The organism is Amycolatopsis sp. NPDC004747, assembly GCF_053601335.1.
The window spans coordinates 15,389-38,588 of the sequence record NZ_JBSGBQ010000019.1 but is presented as its reverse complement, the minus strand read 5'-3'; the positions used below and the strand labels follow the sequence as shown (position 1 = coordinate 38,588).

The window sequence follows — 23,200 nt, the reverse complement described above, 5'->3', positions numbered from 1 at the left end:
CGCGGTGGTGCAGCCGAATTTCCTGATCCGTCGCGCGGTCCAGCTCGGTCTCACCGCCAACGCCCTCCGCCCGCTGCGGGCCCGGTCCACGACGATCCCGGTGTTCTTCGCCGGGTGGCTGACCGGCGAGCTGGCGCCCCAGTTCCTGGCCCTGACGGCGGCGGACACCGCGTGGCACGTGGCCCGCCACGGCGTCGGCGACCGCTCGACGAAGGTGGGCCTCGCCATGGCGGCGGCGTCGGCCGCGGGGCTGGCCACGCTGGTCCGCACCGGCCACGGCGCTCGCGAGGAGATCGAGAAGGCGCTGACGTCGGCGCTGGGTGAGGACTACGCGTCGGAGCTGGGCCGCTCGGATCTGGGCCTGCCGTGGGGCGAGCTGGCGCTGCCGTTCCGGATGGGCGCCCCGGACGTGCGGGTCGACCGCAACATCGCCTACGCCCCGGGCGGCAAGAGGTTCCTGCTGGACGTGTACCGGCCGTCTTCCCCGGTTTCGGGTGCCCCCGTGCTGCTGCAGGTGCACGGCGGCGCGTGGGTGATCGGCAACAAGGAGGAGCAGGGCCGTCCGCTGATGCGCTACCTGGCCCGCCGCGGCTGGGTGTGCGTCGCGATCAACTACCCGCTCTCGCCGACGCACCGCTGGCCGGCGCACATCGTCGCGGCGAAGCAGGCCCTGGCGTGGATCCGCTCGTCGATCGCTTCGTACGGCGGCGACCCGCGCTTCGTGGCGGTGACGGGCGGCTCGGCGGGCGGCCACCTGTCGGCGTTGCTGGCGCTGTCCCAGAACGACCCGGCGTTGCAGCCGGGCTTCGAGGACACGGACACGAGCGTCCAGGCGTGCGTCCCCCACTACGGGGTGTACGACTTCGCGGCGACTTCGGGCGCCCCGGCGAGCAAGTACCGCCTGGAGAGCCTGATCGCCCGCCGCGTGTTCGCCCCGGACCGCGACCCGGTGTCCCATTTGGACGACTACATCGCGGCATCACCGCTGGACCGGATCACGTCGGACGCCCCGCCGTTCTTCGTGATCCACGGCCGCGACGATTCGCTGGTCCCGGTCCGGGAGGCCCGGGAGTTCGTCGCCCGGCTGCGGGAGAAGTCGCAGCAGCCGGTGGCGTACGCGGAGCTCGCGGGGGCACAGCACGCGTTCGACGTGTTCACGTCGGTGCGGTCGGCGCACGTGGTCCGCGGCGTGGCCCGGTTCTTGGACTTCACGTACAACGCCTGGAAAGCCGAGCACCGGTAGGCGCAAATGCCCCGATATGGCGTTGGTCGGCCGTGGCGCTGCAGTACGTTCAGGTCGTGGACGGCAACACTACCGTATCCGGGCAACCCGACTCGCTCGCCGGAGACGCCATTCGACGACATCTGCTCCGCGATCCGCTCGGCCGCAGGCTTGCCCGCAGGTTGCACGCAAGACAGCAGATCATCCAGGAATTTTCCGAGCTCACCCCACTTTTGACGACTGCCCAACACGAAGAAGCGTCGCTGCGTGTGGCGATTCGCGAAGTGCAGCAATCGATTGTTGCCTGAGCACTGACGACCATTCAGATGGCCGCCATCGTGGCAGGCTTCGTCACCCTTACCGGTCCACTCTCATCCTGGCCGGAGCCGGTCGAGTATTTAATTGCGCTACTGATTCCATTTCTGGCATTCTCTTTGACCTACGCGATCCTGCGACTATACATTCGAGCCACACGATCGAGATTCGTGCCGTATGCCATCGTGCGACGGGTCCATCTATGCGCAATCATGATCGTGGCAATTGATCAATCGGTGGAGTGGCTCACGCGGTTCGATCGCAAGCATAGAGTCGCCATCGTGGGGCAGAGGTGGCTCCTTCGACACTGGGGTCCCCCACGAGCCGGCCACCCACAGCAAGATGCCACGCCGTTGAGTCGCATCGAGTTCGGGCGGACTGTTCGATTGCGCACGCGCAACAGGCTGGACTCGGATGCCGTGGAGTTACTCCGGCAGCTAGCCTATCTGAACGGGCACAAATCGGTCAAGAATTGCGCCATGGCCGAAGGCATCGGCAAGAAGCTCACTTGGATCTCCCACGACCTGGAGGATCCAGCTCGACGACAATATGCACTGGAAGTTCTCGCAGCGATCGTTCGCCAGTGCGTGAGCGCCGAGCCGTATCGCCCTCCCGAAGTTCCCCAGATTCCCTTCGGTAAGGCCCCGGAATTCGACGTGAGTCGCTCATCCCGGAGTCGCTTGCGCGATATTCCCGGCCATCCCCTCCTGATCGGCTCGGTCGGGCTGATCGGTGCAATCATCGGGGTGGCTTCCAAGTTGTTGCAGTAATTGCACTTCAGGCGTGGTCGCGAGCGAAGCGCGCCAGAACCAGTGGCGTTCACCCAGTCAGTAGACGAGGTCCACGGGGCTTGCCGACGGCGGGCCGTCGAGACGCCACTCCGTCCCCTCTCGGACGAAGCGGTACCAGCGGGCGTCACGGCCGTAGCGCAGTTGCAGCTGTCCCTGGGTCAAGCGGTTGCGCCAGATCTTGGCTGTGCCGGGGATTCCCGCCTCGGCCAGGACCTCCTGTGCTCCGGCAAGCGGACCCGGTCCCGGCTGCCAGGGTTCCCGCAGCGCGGCCAAGCCGCCGCGGCCGGCTTCGCGCCAGGCGTCGGCCCAGCGGGTCAGGTCTTTCGGAGACACCTCCGCCGCTGCGGCCAGGGTGGTGATCTCCGCGCTCGTGCGGCCGGCCGCGCGGCGGGCGAGGTCTTCTTCGAACGTCAGCTCCGCCGGCGGCGGTCCGCCGGTCAGGAGGTCGCGGGCCAGGGCGGCCGCGTCGGCCGCGAGGCTGGCCAGCGCCGCCGCCGTCCAGCCCGTGGCCGGGGGCGGGTCGAGGTCCAGAACCGCCGGTGGCCCGGGGACGCGGGGTGGTGGCGGCAGAGCGGGGATCGCGCCCGGCCGCCGGGCGTAGGCGGCGCGGGGGGTGAGGCCCTCGTCGGCGGGCTTCGGGAGCTTCGGTTTCTCGCCGCGGGCCGGCGACCGGCGGGCGCGGAGTTCGGCCAGCACGTCCGCCCGCGGACGGCCGCGCAGGAGGAAGAGCGTGAACGGGTCGCGGTCCACCTCGTCGGCGACCAGGTAGTACACCGCGGCGACGTGCTTGCACGGGTTCGCCGAGTCCGGGCACGAACACCGCGGCCGCAGGTCGCCGGGGCCCGGGAGCAGGTCGACGCCGGCCTCGCGCGCCTGCTCGGTGAGCGCGCCGGGCAGCTCGCCGTCGAGCAGCGCCGCCGCGTGGCCGAGCTGGGTGCCGACCACGCCGAGCAGGGTGTCCCACTCGCCTTCGGTGAAGGTGCGCATGGTGATCGTGACCTTGTACGGCTCGGGCCGGCTGCCGAGCACCCGCGCCGTCATCCCGCCGGCGCCGAAGTGCAGCTCGCTGACGGTGCCCTTGCGCGCGTACGTCCGCCCGCGGGGCAGCCGGTTCGGGTCGAGCTTCGCGCGCCGCTCCAGCGCCTCGACCCAGGCGCGGCCCCACCACGTCGTGCCGAAGTTCCGCCTCGGTGGCATCACCCGCCCCCGAGCCGGACCAGGTCGGCGAGCTCGTCGTCGGACAGCTCGGTGATCCAGTCCTCGCCCGCCCCGACGATCGACTCGGCGAGGCCCCGCTTCTTTTCGAGGACCTGCGCGATCCGCTCTTCGAGGGTGCCTTCGGCGATCAGCCGGTGCACCTGGACCGGCCTGTCCTGGCCGATCCGGTAGGCGCGGTCGGTGGCCTGGTCTTCGACCGCCGGGTTCCACCAGCGGTCGTAGTGGATCACGTGGGTGGCGCGGGTCAGGTTGAGCCCGACGCCACCGGCCTTGAGCGAGAGCAGGAACACCGGGATCTCGCCGGCCTGGAACCGGTCGACCATGTCCTGCCGGTTCGCCGGGGAGCTGTCGCCGGAGAGCAGTTCGGTGGGCAGGCCGCGGTCCTTCAGGCGGCGTTCGAGCAGGCGGCAGAGCTGGACGTACTGGCTGAAGACCAGGACGCTCTCGCCCTCGTCGAGGATCACGTCCACGAGTTCTTCGAACGCCGCGAGCTTGCCGGAGCGGCCGGTGAGCGCGCCGTGCGGTTCCTTGAGGAACTGCGCGGGGTGGTTGCAGATCTGCTTGAGCTCGGTGAGCAGCCGCAGCACCTGCCCACGCCGTTCGACGCCCTGCTTTTCCCGGATTTCGGCGAGGTTCTCCCGCACCACGGCTTCGTAGAGCGTGGTCTGCTCGGCGGTGAGCGGGACGAACCGGTCGGTCTCGGTCTTGGGCGGCAGTTCCGGGGCGATGTCCGGGTCGGTCTTGCGCCGCCGCAGCAGGAACGGCCGGACGGTGGTGGCCAGCCGTTCGGTGACCGCCTTGTCGCGATCGCGCTCGATCGGGCGCGCGACGGTGCGGCGGAAGCGGTCGAGCGGGCCGAGCAGACCGGGGGTGGTCCAGTCCACAATGGACCACAGCTCGGTGAGCCGGTTCTCGACCGGGGTGCCGGTGAGCGCGACCTTGGCCCGCGCGGGAACCTTGCGCAGCTCCTTGGCGGTGGCGGAGAGCGGATTCTTGACGTGCTGCGCCTCATCGGCGGCGACGAGCCCCCAGTCCACTTCGGACAGCGTTTCGCGATCACGGCGGAGGACACCGTAGGTGGCGAGGACGACCTCGTCGGGGGCGAGGTCGTCGAGGTGGCGGCCGCCGCCGTGGAACCGCCGGACGGGGATCTCGGGGGCGAAGCGGGCGAACTCGCGCTCCCAGTTGCCGAGCAGGGAGGTGGGACAGAGGACGAGGGTCGGCCCACCACCGGCACGCTCGGGTTCGGCACCGGCCGACGGGAGTTCGGCGAGCACCGGCTCCTGCCCCGCCGGGGAAGGCTCGGAGCCCGGCTGCGCGGCCGCCGAGCGGGCGGCTCCGCCGGGCTCCTTCGCACCGGGCTGCAGCTCGACCATCGAGCGGGCGGCCTCGCCACGCTGCCCCTTGCCGGACTGCGCCGAACCAGACTCCGGCAGCCCACCCGCCGACCCGGCCACCCCGCCAGACTCCGCCGCCGGTGCGGCCACCCCGCCGGACTGTGCCAAGCCCGGCCTCAGCTCCCCCACCCGGGCCAGCTCCCGCCGGTGCAGGTGGAGGGCGATCAGCTGGATCGTCTTGCCCAGCCCCATGTCGTCGGCCAGGCACGCACCCAGTCCCAGCCCCGTCATCGTCGCCAGCCAGGACAGCCCCGCCTGCTGGTACGGCCGCAGCGTCGCGTGCAGGCCCGGCGGTGGCGCCACCAAGGCGTCCGCGCGGTCGCGGATGCGCGACACCAGCCCACCGAGCACCGGCGGCGCCGCGAACTCCACCCGCTCGCCGTCGAGCTCCAGCTCGCCCGTCAACGCCGCCGCCAGCGCCTCGCCCGCCTCGAGTTTGCGGGTGCGGCCCCGGACCCTGGCCAGCAGCTGCGGGTCCACCCGGACCCACTGCCCGCGCAGGCGGACCAGCGGCCTCTTGGCCTCCGCCAGCGCCGCCACCTCGGCCTCGGTCAGCTGCTCGCCACCCAGGCTGAGCTGCCAGCGGAACTCCAGCAGCGAACGCAGGGCGAACTCCGCATCCGTGACGCTCGCCGGCGCCTGGGTCGCGCTCGCCCGGGCCTTCACCTCGCCCGCGAACAGCCCCTTCGACCACAGCACCTCGATGCCGGCGCCGCCGAGGTCGCGGGCGCCGTCGATGAGCAGGTCGACCACCTCGTCGTCGGACAACGCCAGCGAAGCCGGTGACGCCTGGGTCAGCACCCGGCCCAGTGGCGCCCACGCCCGTGCGCCGCGACGCAGCCCGAGCAGCAGCTGCGTCTCGACCTGGTCGCCGAGGCGGTTCAGCACCGCGTCCGGGGCGTCCCACAGCGTGGCCGCCTCCACCACCAGGCTCGGCTCGGCCATGCTGCGCACCGCCAGCACCCCGGCGAACGAGTCGTCTTCGCGGCCCTCGACCCGCAACAGCACCTGGACCCCGCGCGGCTCGCGGGCCTCCAGCTCCGCCAGCCAGGCCGCGCCGTCCGGGCCGAGCAGGGCCGGTTCGCGCGCCGCGAACGCCGGGTCGCCCGCGCCGACGGGGGCCGCCGGGCTGCGCACCAGCAGGTCGGCCGTCGCGTCCCAGAGCGCGCGGACCAGCGAGTCCGGCGAATGGAGGCGGATGCGTTTCAGCCCCGTCAGCGGCAGCGCGTACGCCTCCGGCGGCAGGGCGCCGGCCAGCCCCCGCAGCAGTTCCTCGTCGGCCGCGTCGAGCGGGCCGATCCGCCAGGCCGCCGCGCCGCCCGGTGAGGCGGCCGGCCTCAGCCGCCCCCGCGCGACGAGGTTCACCCCGGCGTTGACCGCCGCCGACCACGCCGCGACCGCCGGGCTCGCCTGCTCCCCCACCGACAGCAGCCGGGGCAGCGCCCGCTCCAGGGGGACCAGCTCGGCCTCGACCTTCGTCCGCGCGAACTTCGCTCCCCGGGGCAGCACGAGCTCGATCGTGGTCCCGCCCGCCACGTCCTCGCCCCACAGCGCCAGCACCCCGTCCCGCGGGGGATCCGCGGGGAGGTAGGTGGCCTGGGTGTCTGCTCCGAACTCCACGACCGCAACGCTAGAACACGACCCCGACAGTTTTGCCCTCGGCGGCGCGAACGGTCCGTTCGCACCGTTGCCCAACGCAACCCACCCGGGCGACGACGGGCATCACCCGTGTTCAGGAAGGCATCACACGTGACGGGGAGGGCATCACGCGTGCTCGGCGGGGCATCAGCCGCGGGGCAGGCCCAGCAGGCGTTCGGCCGTGAGGGACCGCAGGACCTGCGTCGTGCCGCCCGCGATGGAAAGGCAGCGGGTGAGCAGGAATTCGTGCTGCGGCGAGCCGCCGGCGAGCAGTGCGCCCGAGCCGGCCAGCTCCAGCGCGAACTCCGCCACGTCCTGCCGGTGCTGCACGCCGAGCAGCTTCCGGACGCTCGACTCCGCACCCGGGTCCTGGCCCTCCAGCCGGCGCAGGGCCGCGCGCAGGTCCAGCACCGAACCCGCGACGCCGTCGGCCACCAGCGAGCCGAGCCGCTCCAGCGCGACCTCGTCCACCGCCGACGCGTCCATTGTGGACACCAACGCCTGCACGCTCTCGCCGACCGCCGACCCGCTCCCGATGGCCACCCGCTCGTTGGCCAGCGTCGTGCGCGCCAGCCGCCAGCCGCCGTCCGGCGGGCCGACGACGTCGGCGTCCGGCACGAACACGTCGTCGAGGAACACCTCGTTGAACACCGCGTCGCCGGTGATCTCGCGCAGCGGCCGCGTCGTGATCCCCGCGGCGCGCATGTCGACCAGGAAGTAGGTGATGCCCTTGTGCTTGGGCGCGTCCGGGTCGGTGCGGGCCAGGCAGATGCCCCAGTCGGCTTCGCGGGCCAGCGACGTCCACACCTTCTGCCCGGACAGCCGCCAGCCGCCGTCGACGCGCCGGGCCGCCGTCCGCAGCGCCGCCAGGTCGGACCCGGCGCCGGGCTCGCTGAACAGCTGGCACCAGGTGATCTCGCCGCGCAGGGTGGGCCGGGCGAAGCGCTCCCGCTGCTCGTCGCTGCCGTGCTCGAGGATCGTCGGCACCGCCCACGCGCCGATCACCAGGTCCGGACGGCGGACACCGGCGGCGGCCAGCGCGGAGTCGATCCGCAGCTGCTCCGCGGCGTCGGCGCCCCGGCCGTAGGGCGCCGGCCAGTGCGGGGTCAGCAACCCCGCGTCCGCCAGGGCCACCCGCTGATCGCCGGGCGGCAGCGCGGCGATCCGGGCGACCTCGTCCCGCAGCGCGGGATCGTCGCCGACGTCGACGCCCAGCGTGCGTTCGGTCCCTGACAGCGCCAGCGACGCCGCCCGCCGCCGCCACGCCCCGCCGAGCCACTGCCGCAGGGCCACCGCCCGGCGCAGGTACAGGTGCGCGTCGTGCTCCCAGGTGAAGCCGATCCCGCCGAGGACCTGGACGCAGTCCTTGGCGTTGGCGACGGCCGCGTCCAGGGCGACGACGGCCGCGCTCGCCACCGAAAGCGGGTGCTGCCCGGACGCGGCGTCCCAGGCCAGCGCCTCGGCGGCTTCGGCGCGGCAGAGCATCTCGGCACACAGGTGCTTGATCGCCTGGAACGCCCCGATCGGCTTGCCGAACTGCTCGCGGACCCGGGCGTACTCGACGGCGACGGTCAGGCACCGCCGCGCCACGCCTGCCGCCTCGGCCGCCGCCAGGGTCGCGGCCGCCGCCTCGACCGGCGGCAGGGTGAGGACGTCGGCGCGAACCCCCGAGAAGCGGATGCGCGCCAGCGGGCGCGAGAAGTCGAACGCGGCCAGCGGCTCGACGGTCACGCCGGGGGTGCCGGGCGCGAGCAGGACGTGGCCGCCGCCGACCGGGACCAGCAGCCAGGCATCCGGATGCGCCCCGGGCACGGGCCCGCTGACGCCGTCTTCGAGAGAAACGGCCTCGAGCAGCACCGCGACGGTGGCTTCGCCCTCGGCGAGGGCCGGGAGGAGCTCCTTCGCGTCGGGGACGTCGGCGAGCAGGAGGCCGGCGAGCGCGGTGCCCAGCACCGGCCCGGGAACGAGTTCTTCCGCCGCCGCGGCGAGGCCCGCGGCGAGGTCGGCGAGGCTCCCGCCGGCCCCGCCCGCCGCTTCGGGCAGCGCGACGCCGAAGAGGCCGAGCCCGGCGAAGCCCGCGGGAATTCCCGCGCCTGCCCCGGTTTCCGCCGCGCGCACGGCCTCTCTCGGGTGGTGCGCCGCGGACCAGGCGTGGACCGCCTCGGCCAGCGCGAGCTGTTCCTCGGTGAGCGCGACCGGCATGGGGCCTCCTCGCGGATGAGCGACACTACTCGCGAGTGTAGAACGTGTTACAGTTTTCCGGCCAGTGGGTCAATTGTCGCGAGGTTCGCCAGGCCAGGTAATCTACGTCGTGAACTGGAACAAGTTCCGAAGGACGGGGGAACGCCGATGCCAGGCAAGACCAAGGCCCGCGGCAACGGCCTGAGCGCGATCGGGGCCGACGAACTCGGCTCGGCCGCCCAGCGCGACCGCCGCCGCCGGATCATCGACGCCACCCTCGCGCTCGCCTCGAAGGGCGGCTACGACGCCGTCCAGATGCGGGCCGTCGCCGAGAAGGCCGACGTCGCCCTCGGCACGCTGTACCGGTACTTCCCCTCGAAGATCCACCTGCTCGTCTCCGGGCTGGCCCGCGAGTTCGAGCGCGCGCAGGAGAAGCTGGAACGCCAGGCCATCCCGGGCGACACGCCCGCCGAGCGGCTGATGTTCGTGCTCGGCCGCAACACCCGCATGATGCAGCGCGACCCCCACCTGACCGAGGCCATGGTGCGCGCGTTCATGTTCGCCGACACCTCCGCCGCCGCCGAGGTCGAGCAGGTCGGGCGGCTGATGGAGAACATGTTCGCCAAGGCGATGGGCATCGCCGAACCGACCGAGGCGGACCGCGACATCTTCCACGTCGTCGCGGACGTCTGGATGGCGAACCTGGTGGCCTGGGTGACCCGCCGCGCCTCGGCCGCCGACGTCGCCAACCGCCTCGAGCTGTCAGTGCACCTGCTGCTGGACAAGTAGCACGCCCGGGTGATGCCTCAGATCACGGAGCTGGGTGGTCATCCCGTCGCCTGAGGCCGTCAAATCACTTTGAGCCGGGCCCGCAACCCACAGACCAACACGAGATGACAGCGCAAGCTTGCGGGCCCGGCTCAAAGTGATAGGCCTCAACCAGGCGACGGGATGACCACCCAGCGGCCCACCTCCAGAAGGCGAGGTGGCAGCGGTAGGTGCGGTCATCCCAGAGCCTGCCCGTCCGGCGAGGACATGCTTTTTCTTCCAAGCCGCGGCAGAAGTGTCCTCTCTGCCGCGGCAGAACGGGAACAGCCGAGCAACCGCAGCCATCGCGCCTCGGAGGTGAACAGGATCGTTCACCAACCGGACCTACACATCACTCGTCCAGCGCCCGGCACCGACAGTTTCCGGTGCCGGGCGCGTGCGTCAGCGGTGCGCGGCGGCCACCTTCGCCAGCTCGTCGAGCGCCTTGAGCGTCTCCGCTTCCGGCAGCGTGTCCAGCAGGAACGTGTACCGCTCGACGCCGGCCTCGCGGAAGCCGTCGATCACCTTCGGTGTCGTCGGGCCGCCGAAGACCGCGAACGGGACGTCTTCGCGGCCCTGGTCCGCCAGCCAGCCGCGGACGCGCTGCGCCTCCTGGTACTTCGTGTAGCCCCGGAGCAGCCACCCGTCGCCGTACTTGGCCAGGCGGTTCAGGGCGGCTTCGCTCTCGCCGCCGATGTAGATCGGGACGTGCGGCTTCTGCACCGGCTTCGGCCAGCTGAAGATCGGGTCCAGGTCGATGTGCTCGCCGTGGAACTCGGCCTCGTCCTTCGTCCAGATCTCCTTGAGCGCGGCCAGCTGCTCGTCGATCAGCGCGCCGCGCGTCTTCGGGTCGGTGCCGTGGTTGCGCATCTCCTCCCGGTTCCAGCCGACGCCGACGCCGAACAGCGCCCGGCCGTCGGAGATCAGGTCCAGCGACGCGACCTCCTTGGCCGTGTGGATGAGGTCGCGCTGGATCAGCAGCGCGATCCCGGTGCCGAGCAGCAGCTCCGACGTCGCGGTGGCCGCGGCGGTGAGCGCCACGAACGGGTCGAGGGTGCGGTAGTACACGCGCGGCAGCTCGCCGCCGCCCGGGTACGGCGATTCCCGGCTCACCGGGATGTGCGAGTGCTCGGCCAGCCACAGCGAGTCGAAGCCGCGCTCTTCCAGCGCCGCGCCCAGCACGTCCGGCCGGATGCCCTCGTCGGTCACGAACGTCGAGATCCCGAATTTCATGCCTCCAGGACTACCACCGGGGTGACATCGGGTGCAGGATGAAGTCATCTCATCATATGTTGAATAAGGGGGCAGTGATGGACGTACGGGACGTCGACTTCGAAGAGCTCTACCGCGGCACCACCCCGATGGGCCGGAAGATGCCGTGGGACCTCGGCGCGCCGCAGCCGGCGGTCGTCGCGCTGGCCGACGCCGGCGAGTTCACCGGCGAGGTGCTCGACATCGGCTGCGGCCTCGGCGACAACTCGGCCTTCCTCGCCTCGCGCGGCCTGCGCGTCACCGGGCTGGACGGCGCGCCCTCGGCCGTCGAGCAGGCCCGCACGCGCGCGCCGGGCGCCACCTTCGCGGTGGCCGACGCGACGAAGCTCGAAGGCTACGAAGGCCGCTTCGACACGGTTCTCGACAGCGCGCTGTACCACTGCCTGAGCGAGGACGAGCGACGCGAGTACCTGGCCGCGCTGACCCGCGCGACACGCCCCGGCGCGCGGCTGCACCTCTTCGCCTTTTCGCCGGAGATCCCCGACGGCTTCCCGGCGCCGTACCTGATCACCGAAGCCGACCTGCGCGAGACGGTCGGGAAGGACTGGACGATCGAGCGCCTCGAACCGGCCGTCTACACGACGTCGATGACGCCGGAAGAGCTGCGGCAGAGCGTCCGGGCGATCCTGGGCCGGGACCCGGCCGAGCTGGACCGCCTCGGCACCGACGACGACGGCCGCGTCCTCGTCCCCGTCTGGCAGCTGAAGGCGGTACGTTCGGCCACGTGATCGTCGAGTCGGCGGTGGTTCCGCGGACCTCCGCCGCGCCCTGCGCCGACCGGTTGATCCTCGGTGAGCACGTGCTGGGCGTTGCCGACGGCGCGACCGGCAAGCCGTGGGACCGGGGTCCCGACGGCGCGGTGCTCGCCGAAGCGGTCGCCGGGCACCTGGCCGCCACCGACGCCCGCGCGGCCACGGCCGGCACCACCGCGCTGGTCCGGTCGCTGCTGGCCGAAGCCGGGGCAACCGCCGGTGCGGGCTCGGCGGTGACGTTCTGCGTCCTGCACCGGCCGCGGCGCGAGGTCTGGCGCGTCGGGGAAGGCCGTGTCCTGCTGGACGGCACCCCGGTACCGCCGCGGCCGACCGGCGAACGGGTCGTCGCGGAAGCCCGGGCTCTCGTGCTGCGGCGCCACCTCGCCGACGGCGTCCCGGAAGCAACGCTCCTCGCCGAGGACCCGGGACGCGCCGCGGTGCAGGACCTGCTGCGCGCGCTCACCGGCCTGCGCAACCGGCCGGTCCCCGGATACGGCTACGGCGCTGTCGATGGGCAGGACGTCCCGGACGGCTTCGTCGAAGTGATCCCCATCCCGGCCGCCGTCCACGAAGTCGTGCTGACCACCGACGGCTACCCCGAGCCGGCGCCCGACCTGGCCGAAAGCGAGCGTTCGCTGGCCGTCCGGCTCGAGCGCGACCCGCTCATGCTGGCTCCGCCGGAGACCAAGGGACTCCGCCCCGGCGCGAACTCGTTCGACGACCGGGCGTACCTGCGAGTGACGCTGAGCCCGGCTTGAGCCAGGCCGCGGCGCCCGCTCCGCACCGCTAGACGTTGCGCCGGTACTGGCCGCCGACCTCGAAGAACGCCTCCGTGATCTGGCCCAGCGAGCACACCCGCGCCGCGTCCATCAGGACGCCGAACAGGTTGCCGCCGCGGGTGGCCGCTTCGCGCAGGGCCTTCAACGCCTGCTGGGCCTCCTCGTGGTGGCGGTGCTGGAAGTCCGCCAGCCGGTCCAGCTGGGACTTCTTTTCGTCCTCGGTGGCCCGCGCGAGCTCGACCTCGACGTCGGATTCGCCCTCGTGCGGGTTGCGGAACGTGTTGACGCCGATGATCGGCAGCGAACCGTCGTGCTTCTTGCGCTCGTACAGGATCGACTCGTCCTGGATCTTGCCGCGCTGGTAGCCCGTCTCCATCGCGCCCAGCACGCCGCCGCGCTCGGAAATGCGGTCGAACTCGGCCAGCACGGCCTCCTCGACCAGGTCGGTCAGCTCGTCGATGACGAACGAACCCTGCAGCGGGTTCTCGTTCTTCGACAGGCCCCACTCCTTGTTGATGATCATCTGGATGGCCATCGCGCGGCGCACCGACGACTCCGACGGTGTCGTGATCGCCTCGTCGAACGCGTTGGTGTGCAAGGAGTTCGCGTTGTCGTACAGCGCGCAGAGCGCCTGCAGCGTGGTGCGGATGTCGTTGAAGCTCATCTCCTGCGCGTGCAGCGACCGGCCGGACGTCTGCACGTGGTACTTGAGCTTCTGCGACCGCTCGTTCGCGCCGTACCGCTCGCGCATGGCGACCGCCCAGATCCGCCGCGCCACCCGGCCGAGCACCGAGTACTCGGCGTCCATGCCGTTGGAGAAGAAGAACGAGAGGTTCGGCGCGAAGTCGTCGATGTCCATCCCGCGCGCGAGGTAGGACTCGACGTAGGTGAAGCCGTTGGACAGCGTGAACGCCAGCTGCGAGATCGGGTTCGCCCCGGCCTCGGCGATGTGGTAGCCCGAGATCGACACCGAATAGAAGTTGCGGACACCGTGCTCGATGAACCACTCCTGGATGTCGGCCATCATCCGGAGGCTGAACTCGGTGGAGAAGATGCAGGTGTTCTGGCCCTGGTCCTCCTTGAGGATGTCGGCCTGCACCGTGCCGCGGACGTTCTTCAGCACCCATTCGCGCAGCTCGGCGGCTTCGGCGTCGGACGGCTCGCGGCCGTGCTCCTCGCGGAACGCCGTCAGCTTCTGGTCGATCGCCGTGTTGAGGAAGAACGCGAGGATCGTCGGCGCCGGGCCGTTGATGGTCATCGATACCGACGTGTTCGGCGCGGTCAGGTCGAAGCCGTCGTAGAGGACCTTCATGTCCTCGAGCGTCGCGATGGACACGCCCGACGTGCCGACCTTGCCGTAGATGTCGGGCCGCGTGTCGGGGTCGTGGCCGTAGAGCGTCACCGAGTCGAACGCCGTGGAGAGCCGCTTGGCCTCCGAGTCGGCCGAAAGCAGCTTGAAGCGCCGGTTGGTGCGGAACGCGTCGCCCTCGCCGGCGAACATCCGGGCCGGGTCCTCGCCGTCGCGCTTGAACGGGAAGACCCCCGCGGTGTACGGGAAGTAGCCCGGCAGGTGTTCGCGGCGCAGGAACGACAGCAGCTCACCGGACTCGGCGTACCGCGGCAGCGCGACGCGCGGGATCCGGTTGCCCGACAGCGTGTCGCGCCACAGCTGCGTGCGCAGCTCCTTGTCGCGGATCTTCACGACCAGCTCGTCCTGGCGGTACTCCCCGGCCAGCTCGCGGAACCGCGCGAGGAGCTTTGTCGACTCGCCGTCCACATCGGACTCGGCCGCGGCGAGGAGGCCGTCCAGCGCGTCGGTCGAGGCGCCCGCCTTGGCGAGTTCCTCGCGGGCGACGGCCAGCGCCTCGTGCTTGCGGATCGCGGCGACCTGCTGCGCGGTCTTCGCGTGGTAGCCGCGGACGGTCTCGGAGATCTCGGCCAGGTACCGGGACCGGTTGCCCGGGATGATCGTCGACGCGTCGGTCGACACCTTGCCCTCGACCTGCGGCAGCGTGCCCGCGGACACGCCGAGGCCCCGTTCGGCGAGCATCCCGCGCAGGTGCTGGTACAGCGCGGTGACGCCGTCGTCGTTGAACTTCGCCGCGCTCGTGCCGTACACAGGCATGTCTTCCGGCGCCGACGAGAAGGCCTCGCGGTTGCGCACCAGCTGGCGCGCGACGTCGCGGCGGGCGTCCTCGGCGCCGCGGCGCTCGAACTTGTTGATCGCGACGACGTCGGCGAAGTCGAGCATGTCGATCTTCTCCAGCTGCGACGCGGCGCCGAACTCCGGCGTCATCACGTACAGCGACTCGTCCACGAAGTCGACGATGCCGGCGTCGCCTTGGCCGATGCCCGGCGTCTCGACGATCACCAGGTCGAACCCGGCGGCCTTGCAGGCCAGGATCGACTCGCTCAGCCCGGCCGGGATCTCCCCCAACGTCGTGCGGGTGGCCAGCGAGCGGAAGTACACCGGCGAGCCGTCGAGGCAGTTCATCCGGATGCGGTCGCCGAGCAGCGCGCCGCCGCCCTTGCGCCGTGACGGGTCGACGGCGAGCACCGCGATCCGCAGCTTGTCCTCCTGGTCGAGGCGGAAGCGGCGGATCAGCTCGTCGGTGAGCGACGACTTGCCCGAGCCGCCGGTGCCGGTGATGCCGAGCACCGGCACCTCCCGCTTGCCCGCGGCCTCGGTGATCCCGCCCAGCAGGTCGCCGGGCAGCTTCGAAGCCTGCAGCTGGGTGATGACCCGCGAGAGCGCGGCGACGTCCCCGGAAAGCACCTTGTCCAGCGAGGGCGCCTCGGCCGCGAGGTCGACGTCGCAGGCCTTGATCATGAAGTTGATCATGCCCGGCAGGCCCATCTCGTAGCCGTCCTCGGGCGAGAAGATCCGGGCGACGCCGCGCGAGTGCAGCAGCTCGATCTCCTCGCGCACGATCACCCCGCCCCCGCCGCCGAAGACCTTGATGTGCCCGGCGCCGCGCTCGCGCAGCAGCTCGACCAGGTAGGAGAAGTACTCGACGTGCCCGCCCTGGTAGGCAGAGATGGCGACACCCTGGACATCCTCGGCGATGGCCGCGGTGGCGACCTCGTCGACCGACCGGTTGTGGCCGAGGTGGACCACCTCCGCGCCCTGCGACTGCAGGATCCGCCGCATGATGTTGATCGACGCGTCGTGGCCGTCGAAGAGGCTCGACGCGGTCACGAAGCGGACAGGGTGCACGGGGCGGTACAGCTCGCTGCTCATCCCCCCAAAATACTTTGACTTCCTACTATTGGAAACCCGAGGACCCGTGATGCGGATCTCAGGGCAGCCCAGGAGAACTTGACATCGGCCAGCTCGGCGCTATGTTTAACCAGCCCGTTAATTAACAAGGTGCTGAAATGACGACTGACCAGTTGAGCCGGACGTTCTCCGCGCTCGCCGACCCGACCCGGCGGGCCATCCTCGCCCGGCTGTCGGCAGGCGAAGCGACGGTCAACGAGCTCGCCGAACCGTTCACGATGAGCCTGCCCGCCATCTCGCGGCACCTGAAGGTGCTCGAACAGGCCGGCCTGATCACCCGCGGCCGCACCCGCCAGTGGCGGCCCTGCCGGCTGGAGGCGAAACCCCTGGCGGACGTCGCCGACTGGGTCGCCACCTACCGCCGGTTCTGGGACGGCGGGTTCGACCGCCTCGAAGAGCACCTGAGGACCCTGACCGGCGATGCCTGAGCTGACCATCACCCGCGTGTTCGACGCCCCGCGCGAGCTCGTGTTCACCGCGTGGACCCGGCCGGACCACCTGGCGAGCTGGCTGGGCCCGCGCGGCTTCACCGGCGCCGCCGTCACGCTCGACCCCCGCCCCGGCGGCCGCTGGCGGGCCTGCATCCGCTCCCCCGAAGGCGAAGAACACTGGATGCACGGCGTCTACCGCGAGGTCCGGGTCCCCGACCGGCTGGTGTTCACCTTCGCCTGGGACGCCGAAGGCGACCTGCGCGCCGAGACGCTGGTGACGATCGGCTTCGCCGACCTCGACGGCAAGACCGAGATGACCTTCGTCCAGACCGGCTTCCCGGCCGCCGCCGACCGCGACGGCCACCACGAAGGCTGGATGTCGGCCTTCGACGACCTGACCGGCTTCATCCGAAGAAAGGACGACCGATGACCGCGATCGTTTCGCCGGAGGAATGGCAGGCCGCGCGCGACGCGCTGCTGGTCAAGGAGAAGGAGCACATGAAGGCGGCCGACCGCCTCGCCGCCGAGCGACGGCGGCTGCCGATGGTCCGCTTCGACGCGAAGTACGAGTTCGAGGGCCCGGACGGCCCGGTCAGCCTGCTCGACCTGTTCGAGGGCCGCCGCCAGCTGATCGTCTACCACTTCATGCTGCACCCCGGGGACGAGGCGGGCTGCCCCGGCTGCTCCCTGCTCGTGGACAACATGCCGCACCTGGCGCACCTGCACGCCCGCGACGTCACGCTCACGGTCGTCGCGCCGGCGACGCTGCCGGAGATCGAGCGGTACAAGGCGCGGATGGGCTGGGACGTGCCGTGGGTGTCCGCGCACGGCAGCGGCTTCACCGAGGACTGCGGGGTCGGCCGGGGCTTCGGCGTGAGCGTCTTCCTCCGCGAAGGCGACGAGGTCTACCGGACGTACTTCACCTCGGGCCGGGGCGGCGAGATGTTCCTGGCCTCGCACCGCTACCTCGACATCACGCCGCTGGGCCGCCAGGAGGCCTGGGAAGAGGAAAGCCGCGGCGACGACGCGCCGAGCTCCTGGTGGCGCCGGCACGACGAGTACTGACCCGCGCTGGGGCCCCTGGGACGGCCCGGGGCCCCGGCGGCGTCAGCGGGCGTTGGCCGCCCGCAGGGCGATCCACTGCCGCATGGCGTACTCGACCAGCGTGATCAGCGTCTGCTTGGTCGACTCGCGGTCCCGGGCGTCGCAGCGGACGATCGGGATGTTCGGGTCGATCGACAGGGCCTCGCGGACGTCGTTGATGTCGTGCTCCAGCACGCCGTCGAACGTGTTGATGCCGACGATGTACGGCAGCCCGCGGTCCTCGAAGAAGTCGATCGGCGCGAACGAGTCGGCCAGCCGGCGCGTGTCGGCCAGCACCACCGCGCCGATGGCGCCGCGGACCAGGTCGTCCCACATGAACCAGAACCGCTGCTGCCCGGGCGTGCCGAACAGGTACAGGATCAGGTCCGCGTCCAGCGACACGCGGCCGAAGTCCATCGCCACCGTCGTCGTCGACTTGCCCGGCGTGTGGTCGAGGTTGTCGACCCCCACGCTGGCGTCGGTCATCATCGCCTCGGTGGTCAGGGGCACGATCTCCGACACCGACCCGACGAAGGTCGTCTTCCCGGCGCCGAACCCGCCGGCCACCACGATCTTGGCCGAGGTCATGGTCGGGGGCGCGGTGTCCCGCGGTGCCTTATAGCCGACGGAGTCCACTCAAAACCCTTTCCATCAACACCAGATGTGCCTCGGCGCCGTCATTGCCCGTAATCGTCTTGTGCACCGTGACCAGCCCCGCGTCGGCCGCGTCGCTGATCAGCACCCGGGCCACGCCCAGTGGCACCCGCAGCGCCGAAACGATCTCGGCGACCGAACGGGGGGTCCGGCACTCTTCCATGATCGAGATGCACTCGATCTGCTCCGCGGCCACCTCGGGGAAGCCACCGGTGGCAGCGTAGTCCTTCGCGGAGATCAGTGTCTCCAGCTCCAGGGCGTAATTGGCCTTGGTGCGGCCGCCGGTCAGCGCGTAGGGCCGGACGATCGCCGTCAGCTCCTCCGGCGCGGGCGGCTGCTCGAACACCGCGGGCATGACGAACTCGCCGCTGGGCGGGCCCGGGTCGAACAGCCCGCCCGGCCTGGGGCTGTCCCCGTCGGTACTGCCGGGTGGCGAGACTAAAGAGGTCACACGATCTCCTGGGTCGGCCGACGGCGCGGGCGCCGGCGGATCCGCGGCCGCGTGTGCACCGGCGGCCGGGGGTTGCGGGGACTCCTTGCTCTTCTTGCGCTTCCGGCGGGCACGGCCGGAATCCAGCGTGAACCCGTTGAGGACGTCGGCGAACGTGCCGTCGTCCCCACTCCCGGCAGGGCTGTGCCCCGCGGGTGGCTCCCCGTCGAATCCGGACCCCGTGCTCATCGCGCCATCATCCCACCGGTTCGCCGATCAGCGACCCCCCGGAGCCCTGAAGTTGAGCGCGCAACTCCGGGGTGAGGATCTGACCGACCCGGTCGACGAGCATCGTCATCTCGTAGGCGACCTGTCCGATGTCGCAGTTGGGGGCGGCGAGCACGGCCAGGCACGAGCCGTCGCTGATCGACATCAGCACCATGATGCCGAGCTCCATCTCGACGACGGTCTCGTTGACCGCGCCGGCCTCGAAGCAGCGGGCCGCGCCCTGGGTGAGGCTGACCAGCCCGGACGCGACCGCGGCGAGCTGGTCGGCCCGGTCGAGCGGGAGCCGGTTCGACGCGGTCAGCAGCAAGCCGTCCGCCGAGACGACCACGGCGTGGGCCACGCCGGGCACCCGCTCCGCGAAGTCGTTCACCAGCCAGCCGAACTGGTTCTGCGTCGGCTGAGCGCTACTCGGCGAGGTCATTCACCCTCCAAGGTCTCGTGGTTGTTCTCGGCCGCCTGAGCGGTGCGGTGGCGTCCGCGCTCGATGCCCTGCTGGAAACTCCGCAGGCGGCCGCGCACGTCGTGTGCGTCCCGTTGTGGTCGGGGGGCCGTGGCCCCGGTGGACGGTCCGGCACTGCCCGGGAGCAGCTGCTCCCCGCGACGGCGCCGGGGCAATCCTGCCGAAGTGAAGGTGGAGGGTGTCGACTGGGACACCGCTTGCACCGCGCGCCAGCCGTCGTCGGTGCCGAAGTTCCATTCGGCGGTGGCTTCGACGACGGTCTCTTCGCGGCGCGGAGCGGGTGTCTCCGGGGCCTTCCTGCTGGGCAGGGACGACGGCGGGACAGCGGGACGGCCGTTGGCGAGCGGGAGCTGCCCGGACTCCTGCTGCCGCCCGTCGAGCTGCGGCAGGGTGCCAGAGGTGGACCCGGCCGCAGCCGGACGGCGGCTGGGGAGCACGCCGCCCACGGGCGGACGGGACGCCTGGTCCGGGTGCGGGGTGGCCGACGGGGGTGCGGCCTGCTCGGCGCCGCCGGGCCGGTGCTGGTCCCCCGGCTCCGCCGTGGGCTGCGCCGGGGCCGGGCTCGCCGCCGCGGCCTGCCGGCCCGCGCCGGCCTCCGGACCGGCCGGGGTCGAGTTCTGCGGGGTTGCCGTGGGCTCCGGCCCGGGCTGCCCGGAAGCCTCCGGAACGGCCTGCGCCGAACCTGCCGGGCCGCCGGTCGCGCCCGGTGCAGCCTGCGCCGCCCCTGGTCCGGCCGCCTCGGGCACGGCCTGCCCGGACCCCGAACCGGCAGCCTGCTGGGCAGCAGTCGAACCTGCCGCCTGCCGATCCATCCCCAGCGCCTGACCGGCCGCCGATCCCGCCGACTGCTGCACGCCCGCCGAACCCGACGCCTGCCGATCCGACCCCAGCGCCTGGCCGGCCGCCAGTCCCGCCGACTGCTGCACGCCCGCCGAACCCGACGCCTGCCGATCCGACCCCAGTACCTGACCAGCCGCCGACCCCGCCGACTGCTGCGCGCCCGCCGAACCCGACGCCAGCGGGTCCGACCCCGGCGCCTGGCCGGCCGCCGGCTGCCCCGCTGTCTCCGGCGTCGCCGGGCCGGCCTGGCCCGCCTGCTGCTGGGCGGCCTGGGCCGCCTGGCCCGCGGACTGGGCGGTCCCCAGTCCCGGCCCCGCCGAAGTGCCCGGGACCGGCTGGGCCGGGCGGGTCCGCTTGGCCGCGGCCTGGCGGCGGCCGCGGTTCACGCCCTGCTGGAAGCTGCTCAAGCGGCCGCGGACGTCCGCCGGGTCGCGGACCGGGAGGTCCGGGCGGGCCGGGGCCGGCTTCGGCGTCGCCGCCGGGGACGCCGGGGTGGCGCTGCCCGGGAGCAGCTGCTCGCCGCGGCGGCGGCGCGGGAGGCCCGCCTCGGTGAACGCCGTCGGCTCGGCCTTCGTCCGCTCCTGGACCGTGCGGAAGTTCTCGTCGCTCGCGAAGTCCCAGCTGCGGCGCTCCTCCGGCGGCGCCTCCTGCGCCGCGACCGGTTCTTCCTCCGCCGGCGGCTTGTCCTCGCGGAACCAGGCCGACAGCATCTCGTCGAAGATCGGCGTCGTCTCCGAACGGTCCGGCGCCGGGGCCGGCGGGGGCGGCTCCGACCCCGCCGTCGCCTCCTGCCACCAGTCGCTCAGCGTCGTCTCGTTGGCCGTGAACAGGTCCTTGCCCGCCGGCAGGTCGTCGCCGCGCGGCGGCGGGCTCGGCGGCAACGGCAGCACCGCGGGCACCTGCGGCAGGGCCGGGCGCTGCGGCGGGACGTCGTCCTTTTCGACCGGGCCCTTCTCGATCGGGGCGAACAGCGCCGTCCCCGAAATCTCCAGGTCCGACGGCGGGCGCGTGCCGGACAGCCCGGCCAGGTCGCTCGCCGACGGCCAGCGCTCCTCGCCCATCGCCGGCTGCTGCGGCACCACCGGCCGCGGGCGGGCCGCGCCGTTGACCGGGCGGCGCGGCAGCCGGTTGCCCGCCGCGGGGCTCGCCGGGTGCTGCTGCAGGGCGCCGATCGGGCCGGTCGCCGGGCCGTCGGTCACCGGCATCACCAGCTCCGCCGGGACGACGACCGTGGCGCGGACGCCGACGATGTCCTTGCCGCCGTGCAGCGACACCCCGATCCGGTGCCTGCTGGCCAGCCTGCCGACGACGAACAGGCCCATCCGCCTCGACGTCACCAGGTCGACCGACCCGGCCTCGGTCAGCCGGGTGTTCGCCTCGATGACCTCGCACTCGTTCATCCCGATGCCCTTGTCGAGGATGTCGATGTGGAGCGAGCCGTCTTCGCCCAGCCGCGAAGCCACCGTCACCGTGGTTTCCGGCGCGGAGAACGCGGTGGCGTTGTCCAGCAGCTCGGCGACCAGGCGCATCAGGTCGCTGGCGGCGTAGCCGACGATCCGGGCCGGGGGCGGCGGCTGCACCTGCACGCGCTGGTACTGCTCGATCTCCGACACCGCGGCGCGCAGCATGTCGGTGGTGCCGACCGGCTTCCCGGACCGGCGGCCCGGCTCGGCACCCGAGAGCACCATCAGGTTCTCGTTGTTGCGCCGCATCCGGGTGGCGAGGTGGTCGAGCTGGAACAGCGTCGCCAGCTGGTCGGCGTCCTCCTCGTCCCGCTCGAGCTGCTCGATCAGCTGCAGCTGCCGCTGCACCAGGCTCTGGCTGCGCCGCGAGAGGTTGACGAAGACGCTGCCGTAGCCGGTGCGCATCGCGGCCTGCTCGGTCGCCAGCCGCAGCGCCTGGTGGTGCACCTTGTCGAAGGCCCGCGCCACCTCGCCGACCTCGTCGTCGGTGTGCACCCCGACCGGCCGGACGTCGGTGCCCTGCGCGCGGCCCTCCTGGATGTTGCGGACCGCCTCCGGCAGCGCGGTCTCGGCGACGTCGAGGGCGCTGCGGCGCAGCACCTTCAGCGACCGAAGCAGCTGGCGGGTGATGAGGAAGACGACCGCGACGGCCAGCACCATCGCGGCGAACAGCACCACCGCGAGCAGGCCGGCCCCGCTGCTGGACTCGTCGACCAGGTCCGCGGCGGTCTGCGACGCCGACGCGCCGAGCCGGTCGGCGAGCCCGCCGATCTGCGTGCGCATCGCCGCGGACGCGGTGGTCCAGTCGGCGGCCGACAGCGCACGGAGCGCGTCGTCCACCGCGCCGCTCTGCGCGTTCAGCACCGTCTCCACCATCCGGGCCCGGCTCTGCGCCTGCGTGCCCTCGGCGATCGCGGCGAAGTCGCGCTGCAGCGTGTCACCCGCCGCCGAACGGAAATCGACCAGCCGGTCGGCGAGCCGCTGCTCGGCGGCGCGCAGGATGGCCAGCTCACTCGGCGTCAACCCGGCCCGGCCGATGCCGTAAGAGACGATCGCCTGGCTGAGCGACACCTGCTCACCGGCCACCAGCAGCTCGTGCAGGCCGGCGGGCATACCGCCGAGGGTGCCGTCACCGGCACCCGCGGTCGCCGCGGTGTCGAGGCTGATCAGCGACCCGGTCAGCGCCGAGTACGCGGTGATGGCCTGGCTCGGGTTGAGCTGGCCGCCGTCGACCTGGCGGCGCAGGAACGCCAGGTTGCCGACCTGCGCCGACGCCGCGCCCGCGGCTCCGGAAACACCGGGCTCGGCCTGCGCGGCACGGGCCTGCTCCGCGGTGAACGGACCGGCGGCGGCGTCGGTGGCCTTGCGCGCCGCAGCCAGTTCGGGGGTACCGCCCACGGTGCCCTCGGTCAGCATCGCGGAGGTGACCGTGCGCTCCTGCTGCAACGCGGTGGTGAGCGTGCGCACCCCGCCGCCGAGCGCGACCAGCCGGTCGAGCCGCTGGTACTCGTCCGAGCGGCCGACCTGCGCGGCGATCGTGGCGACCCCCAGCACGAGCGCCAGGACGATGGGCACGACCGTGACGGCCGAAAGCTTGACGGGCAGGCTCCAGTCGCGCCACTGCACGAGCGCGCGCCACACGGCCTTTCCCTTCGACCGCCGGGGCGCTCGGCCGAGCAGTTCCCCGACGGGCACCTGACCTTCTCCTGCAACGGTCACGTGAGTGACTCCCTGTCCGGCGTCATGGATCCGCGTCGGCGGCGCGGCGTCCCGGTTCGCGACGGGCGCTCGGACGGCCGTGCCGTCCCCACCCTGCCGCTTCCCCGGCGCCCTCGCTCGTCCCCGGTCGCCCCGCCGTCCGCGCGCCCGTCACCGGGCCGGCACCGCCTCGCCGTCTCG

General features: G+C 72.3%; 18 protein-coding genes. 9 read left to right on the top strand and 9 right to left on the bottom strand.

All coding sequences use genetic code 11. The features are described from left to right. Positions 1–7 precede the first annotated feature (7 nt). Genes ACWEGE_RS28610 through ACWEGE_RS28600 form a run of 3 tightly spaced genes read left to right on the top strand, consistent with a single transcriptional unit; the run spans position 8 to position 2,307 of the window. Positions 8–1,243 (top strand): alpha/beta hydrolase, encoded by a 1,236-nt coding sequence (locus ACWEGE_RS28610; protein WP_449663537.1) that lies wholly within the window; start codon positions 8–10, stop codon positions 1,241–1,243. A 56-nt stretch (positions 1,244–1,299) separates the two neighbouring features. Beyond that, positions 1,300–1,530: a hypothetical protein gene (locus ACWEGE_RS28605; RefSeq protein WP_449663536.1), complete on the top strand. Its 231-nt coding sequence runs from the start codon at positions 1,300–1,302 to the stop codon at positions 1,528–1,530. Between the two features lie 18 nt (positions 1,531–1,548). Next, the gene (locus ACWEGE_RS28600; RefSeq protein WP_449663535.1) at positions 1,549–2,307 is read left to right on the top strand and encodes a hypothetical protein; all 759 of its coding nucleotides are present in this window, start codon (positions 1,549–1,551) and stop codon (positions 2,305–2,307) included. Between the two features lie 57 nt (positions 2,308–2,364). On the opposite strand, the gene ACWEGE_RS28595 is transcribed toward ACWEGE_RS28600, so the two are convergent. From ACWEGE_RS28595 to ACWEGE_RS28585, 3 genes are all read right to left on the bottom strand, one after another. Then, on the bottom strand, positions 2,365–3,525 hold the full coding sequence (locus ACWEGE_RS28595; RefSeq protein ID WP_449663534.1) for an SWIM zinc finger family protein: 1,161 nt from the start codon (positions 3,523–3,525) through the stop codon (positions 2,365–2,367). Next, positions 3,525–6,563 (bottom strand): DEAD/DEAH box helicase, encoded by a 3,039-nt coding sequence (locus ACWEGE_RS28590; RefSeq protein ID WP_449663533.1) that lies wholly within the window; start codon positions 6,561–6,563, stop codon positions 3,525–3,527. Before ACWEGE_RS28590 ends, ACWEGE_RS28595 begins: the two co-directional genes overlap by 1 nt. Positions 6,564–6,728: 165 nt before the next feature. After that, positions 6,729–8,783 (bottom strand): acyl-CoA dehydrogenase family protein, encoded by a 2,055-nt coding sequence (locus ACWEGE_RS28585; protein WP_449663532.1) that lies wholly within the window; start codon positions 8,781–8,783, stop codon positions 6,729–6,731. Between the two features lie 147 nt (positions 8,784–8,930). Here ACWEGE_RS28585 and kstR point away from each other — a divergent pair, with 147 nt between their 5' ends. Beyond that, the gene (gene kstR, locus ACWEGE_RS28580) at positions 8,931–9,551 is read left to right on the top strand and encodes a cholesterol catabolism transcriptional regulator KstR (protein ID WP_167441729.1); all 621 of its coding nucleotides are present in this window, start codon (positions 8,931–8,933) and stop codon (positions 9,549–9,551) included. A 420-nt stretch (positions 9,552–9,971) separates the two neighbouring features. Here kstR and ACWEGE_RS28575 read toward each other — a convergent pair whose 3' ends face one another. Next, positions 9,972–10,802, bottom strand: a complete 831-nt coding sequence (locus ACWEGE_RS28575) for an LLM class F420-dependent oxidoreductase (protein WP_449663531.1) — start codon at positions 10,800–10,802, stop codon at positions 9,972–9,974. Between the two features lie 77 nt (positions 10,803–10,879). Between ACWEGE_RS28575 and ACWEGE_RS28570 the strand changes: the two genes are divergently transcribed. Together ACWEGE_RS28570 and ACWEGE_RS28565 are read left to right on the top strand one after the other, a co-directional pair. Continuing rightward, entirely contained in the window at positions 10,880–11,569 is a 690-nt protein-coding gene (locus tag ACWEGE_RS28570; protein ID WP_449663530.1) for a class I SAM-dependent methyltransferase, read from the top strand. Next, complete coding sequence (locus ACWEGE_RS28565; RefSeq protein ID WP_449663528.1) at positions 11,566–12,351, top strand: hypothetical protein; 786 nt, start codon at positions 11,566–11,568, stop codon at positions 12,349–12,351. Before ACWEGE_RS28570 ends, ACWEGE_RS28565 begins: the two co-directional genes overlap by 4 nt. A gap of 28 nt (positions 12,352–12,379) precedes the next feature. Here the strand turns inward: ACWEGE_RS28565 and icmF are convergent, their stop codons facing one another. Next, positions 12,380–15,613 carry a fused isobutyryl-CoA mutase/GTPase IcmF gene (gene icmF, locus ACWEGE_RS28560; protein WP_449663527.1) on the bottom strand — a complete coding sequence of 1,078 codons (3,234 nt, stop codon included), beginning with the start codon at positions 15,611–15,613 and terminating at the stop codon, positions 12,380–12,382. A 137-nt stretch (positions 15,614–15,750) separates the two neighbouring features. Between icmF and ACWEGE_RS28555 the strand changes: the two genes are divergently transcribed. The 3 genes from ACWEGE_RS28555 to ACWEGE_RS28545 are packed head-to-tail and all read left to right on the top strand — an operon-like array spanning position 15,751 to position 17,148. Further along, positions 15,751–16,080, top strand: coding sequence for an ArsR/SmtB family transcription factor (locus ACWEGE_RS28555; RefSeq protein ID WP_449663526.1), 330 nt, complete (start codon positions 15,751–15,753; stop codon positions 16,078–16,080). After that, on the top strand, positions 16,073–16,513 hold the full coding sequence (locus ACWEGE_RS28550) for an SRPBCC family protein (RefSeq protein ID WP_449663525.1): 441 nt from the start codon (positions 16,073–16,075) through the stop codon (positions 16,511–16,513). Before ACWEGE_RS28555 ends, ACWEGE_RS28550 begins: the two co-directional genes overlap by 8 nt. Then, the gene (locus ACWEGE_RS28545) at positions 16,510–17,148 is read left to right on the top strand and encodes a DUF899 domain-containing protein (RefSeq protein ID WP_449663524.1); all 639 of its coding nucleotides are present in this window, start codon (positions 16,510–16,512) and stop codon (positions 17,146–17,148) included. Before ACWEGE_RS28550 ends, ACWEGE_RS28545 begins: the two co-directional genes overlap by 4 nt. A 42-nt stretch (positions 17,149–17,190) precedes the next feature. On the opposite strand, the gene ACWEGE_RS28540 is transcribed toward ACWEGE_RS28545, so the two are convergent. From ACWEGE_RS28540 to ACWEGE_RS28525, 4 genes are read right to left on the bottom strand one after another with little or no spacing between them, the layout of a single operon-like run. Further along, complete coding sequence (locus tag ACWEGE_RS28540; RefSeq protein WP_033261921.1) at positions 17,191–17,802, bottom strand: GTP-binding protein; 612 nt, start codon at positions 17,800–17,802, stop codon at positions 17,191–17,193. Then, complete coding sequence (locus tag ACWEGE_RS28535; protein ID WP_449663523.1) at positions 17,783–18,499, bottom strand: DUF742 domain-containing protein; 717 nt, start codon at positions 18,497–18,499, stop codon at positions 17,783–17,785. The genes ACWEGE_RS28540 and ACWEGE_RS28535 overlap by 20 nt, the downstream gene beginning before the upstream one ends. Positions 18,500–18,506: 7 nt before the next feature. After that, positions 18,507–18,959: a roadblock/LC7 domain-containing protein gene (locus tag ACWEGE_RS28530; protein WP_004561253.1), complete on the bottom strand. Its 453-nt coding sequence runs from the start codon at positions 18,957–18,959 to the stop codon at positions 18,507–18,509. Beyond that, positions 18,956–22,996 (bottom strand): nitrate- and nitrite sensing domain-containing protein, encoded by a 4,041-nt coding sequence (locus tag ACWEGE_RS28525; RefSeq protein ID WP_449663646.1) that lies wholly within the window; start codon positions 22,994–22,996, stop codon positions 18,956–18,958. Before ACWEGE_RS28525 ends, ACWEGE_RS28530 begins: the two co-directional genes overlap by 4 nt. Positions 22,997–23,200: the final 204 nt, after the last annotated feature.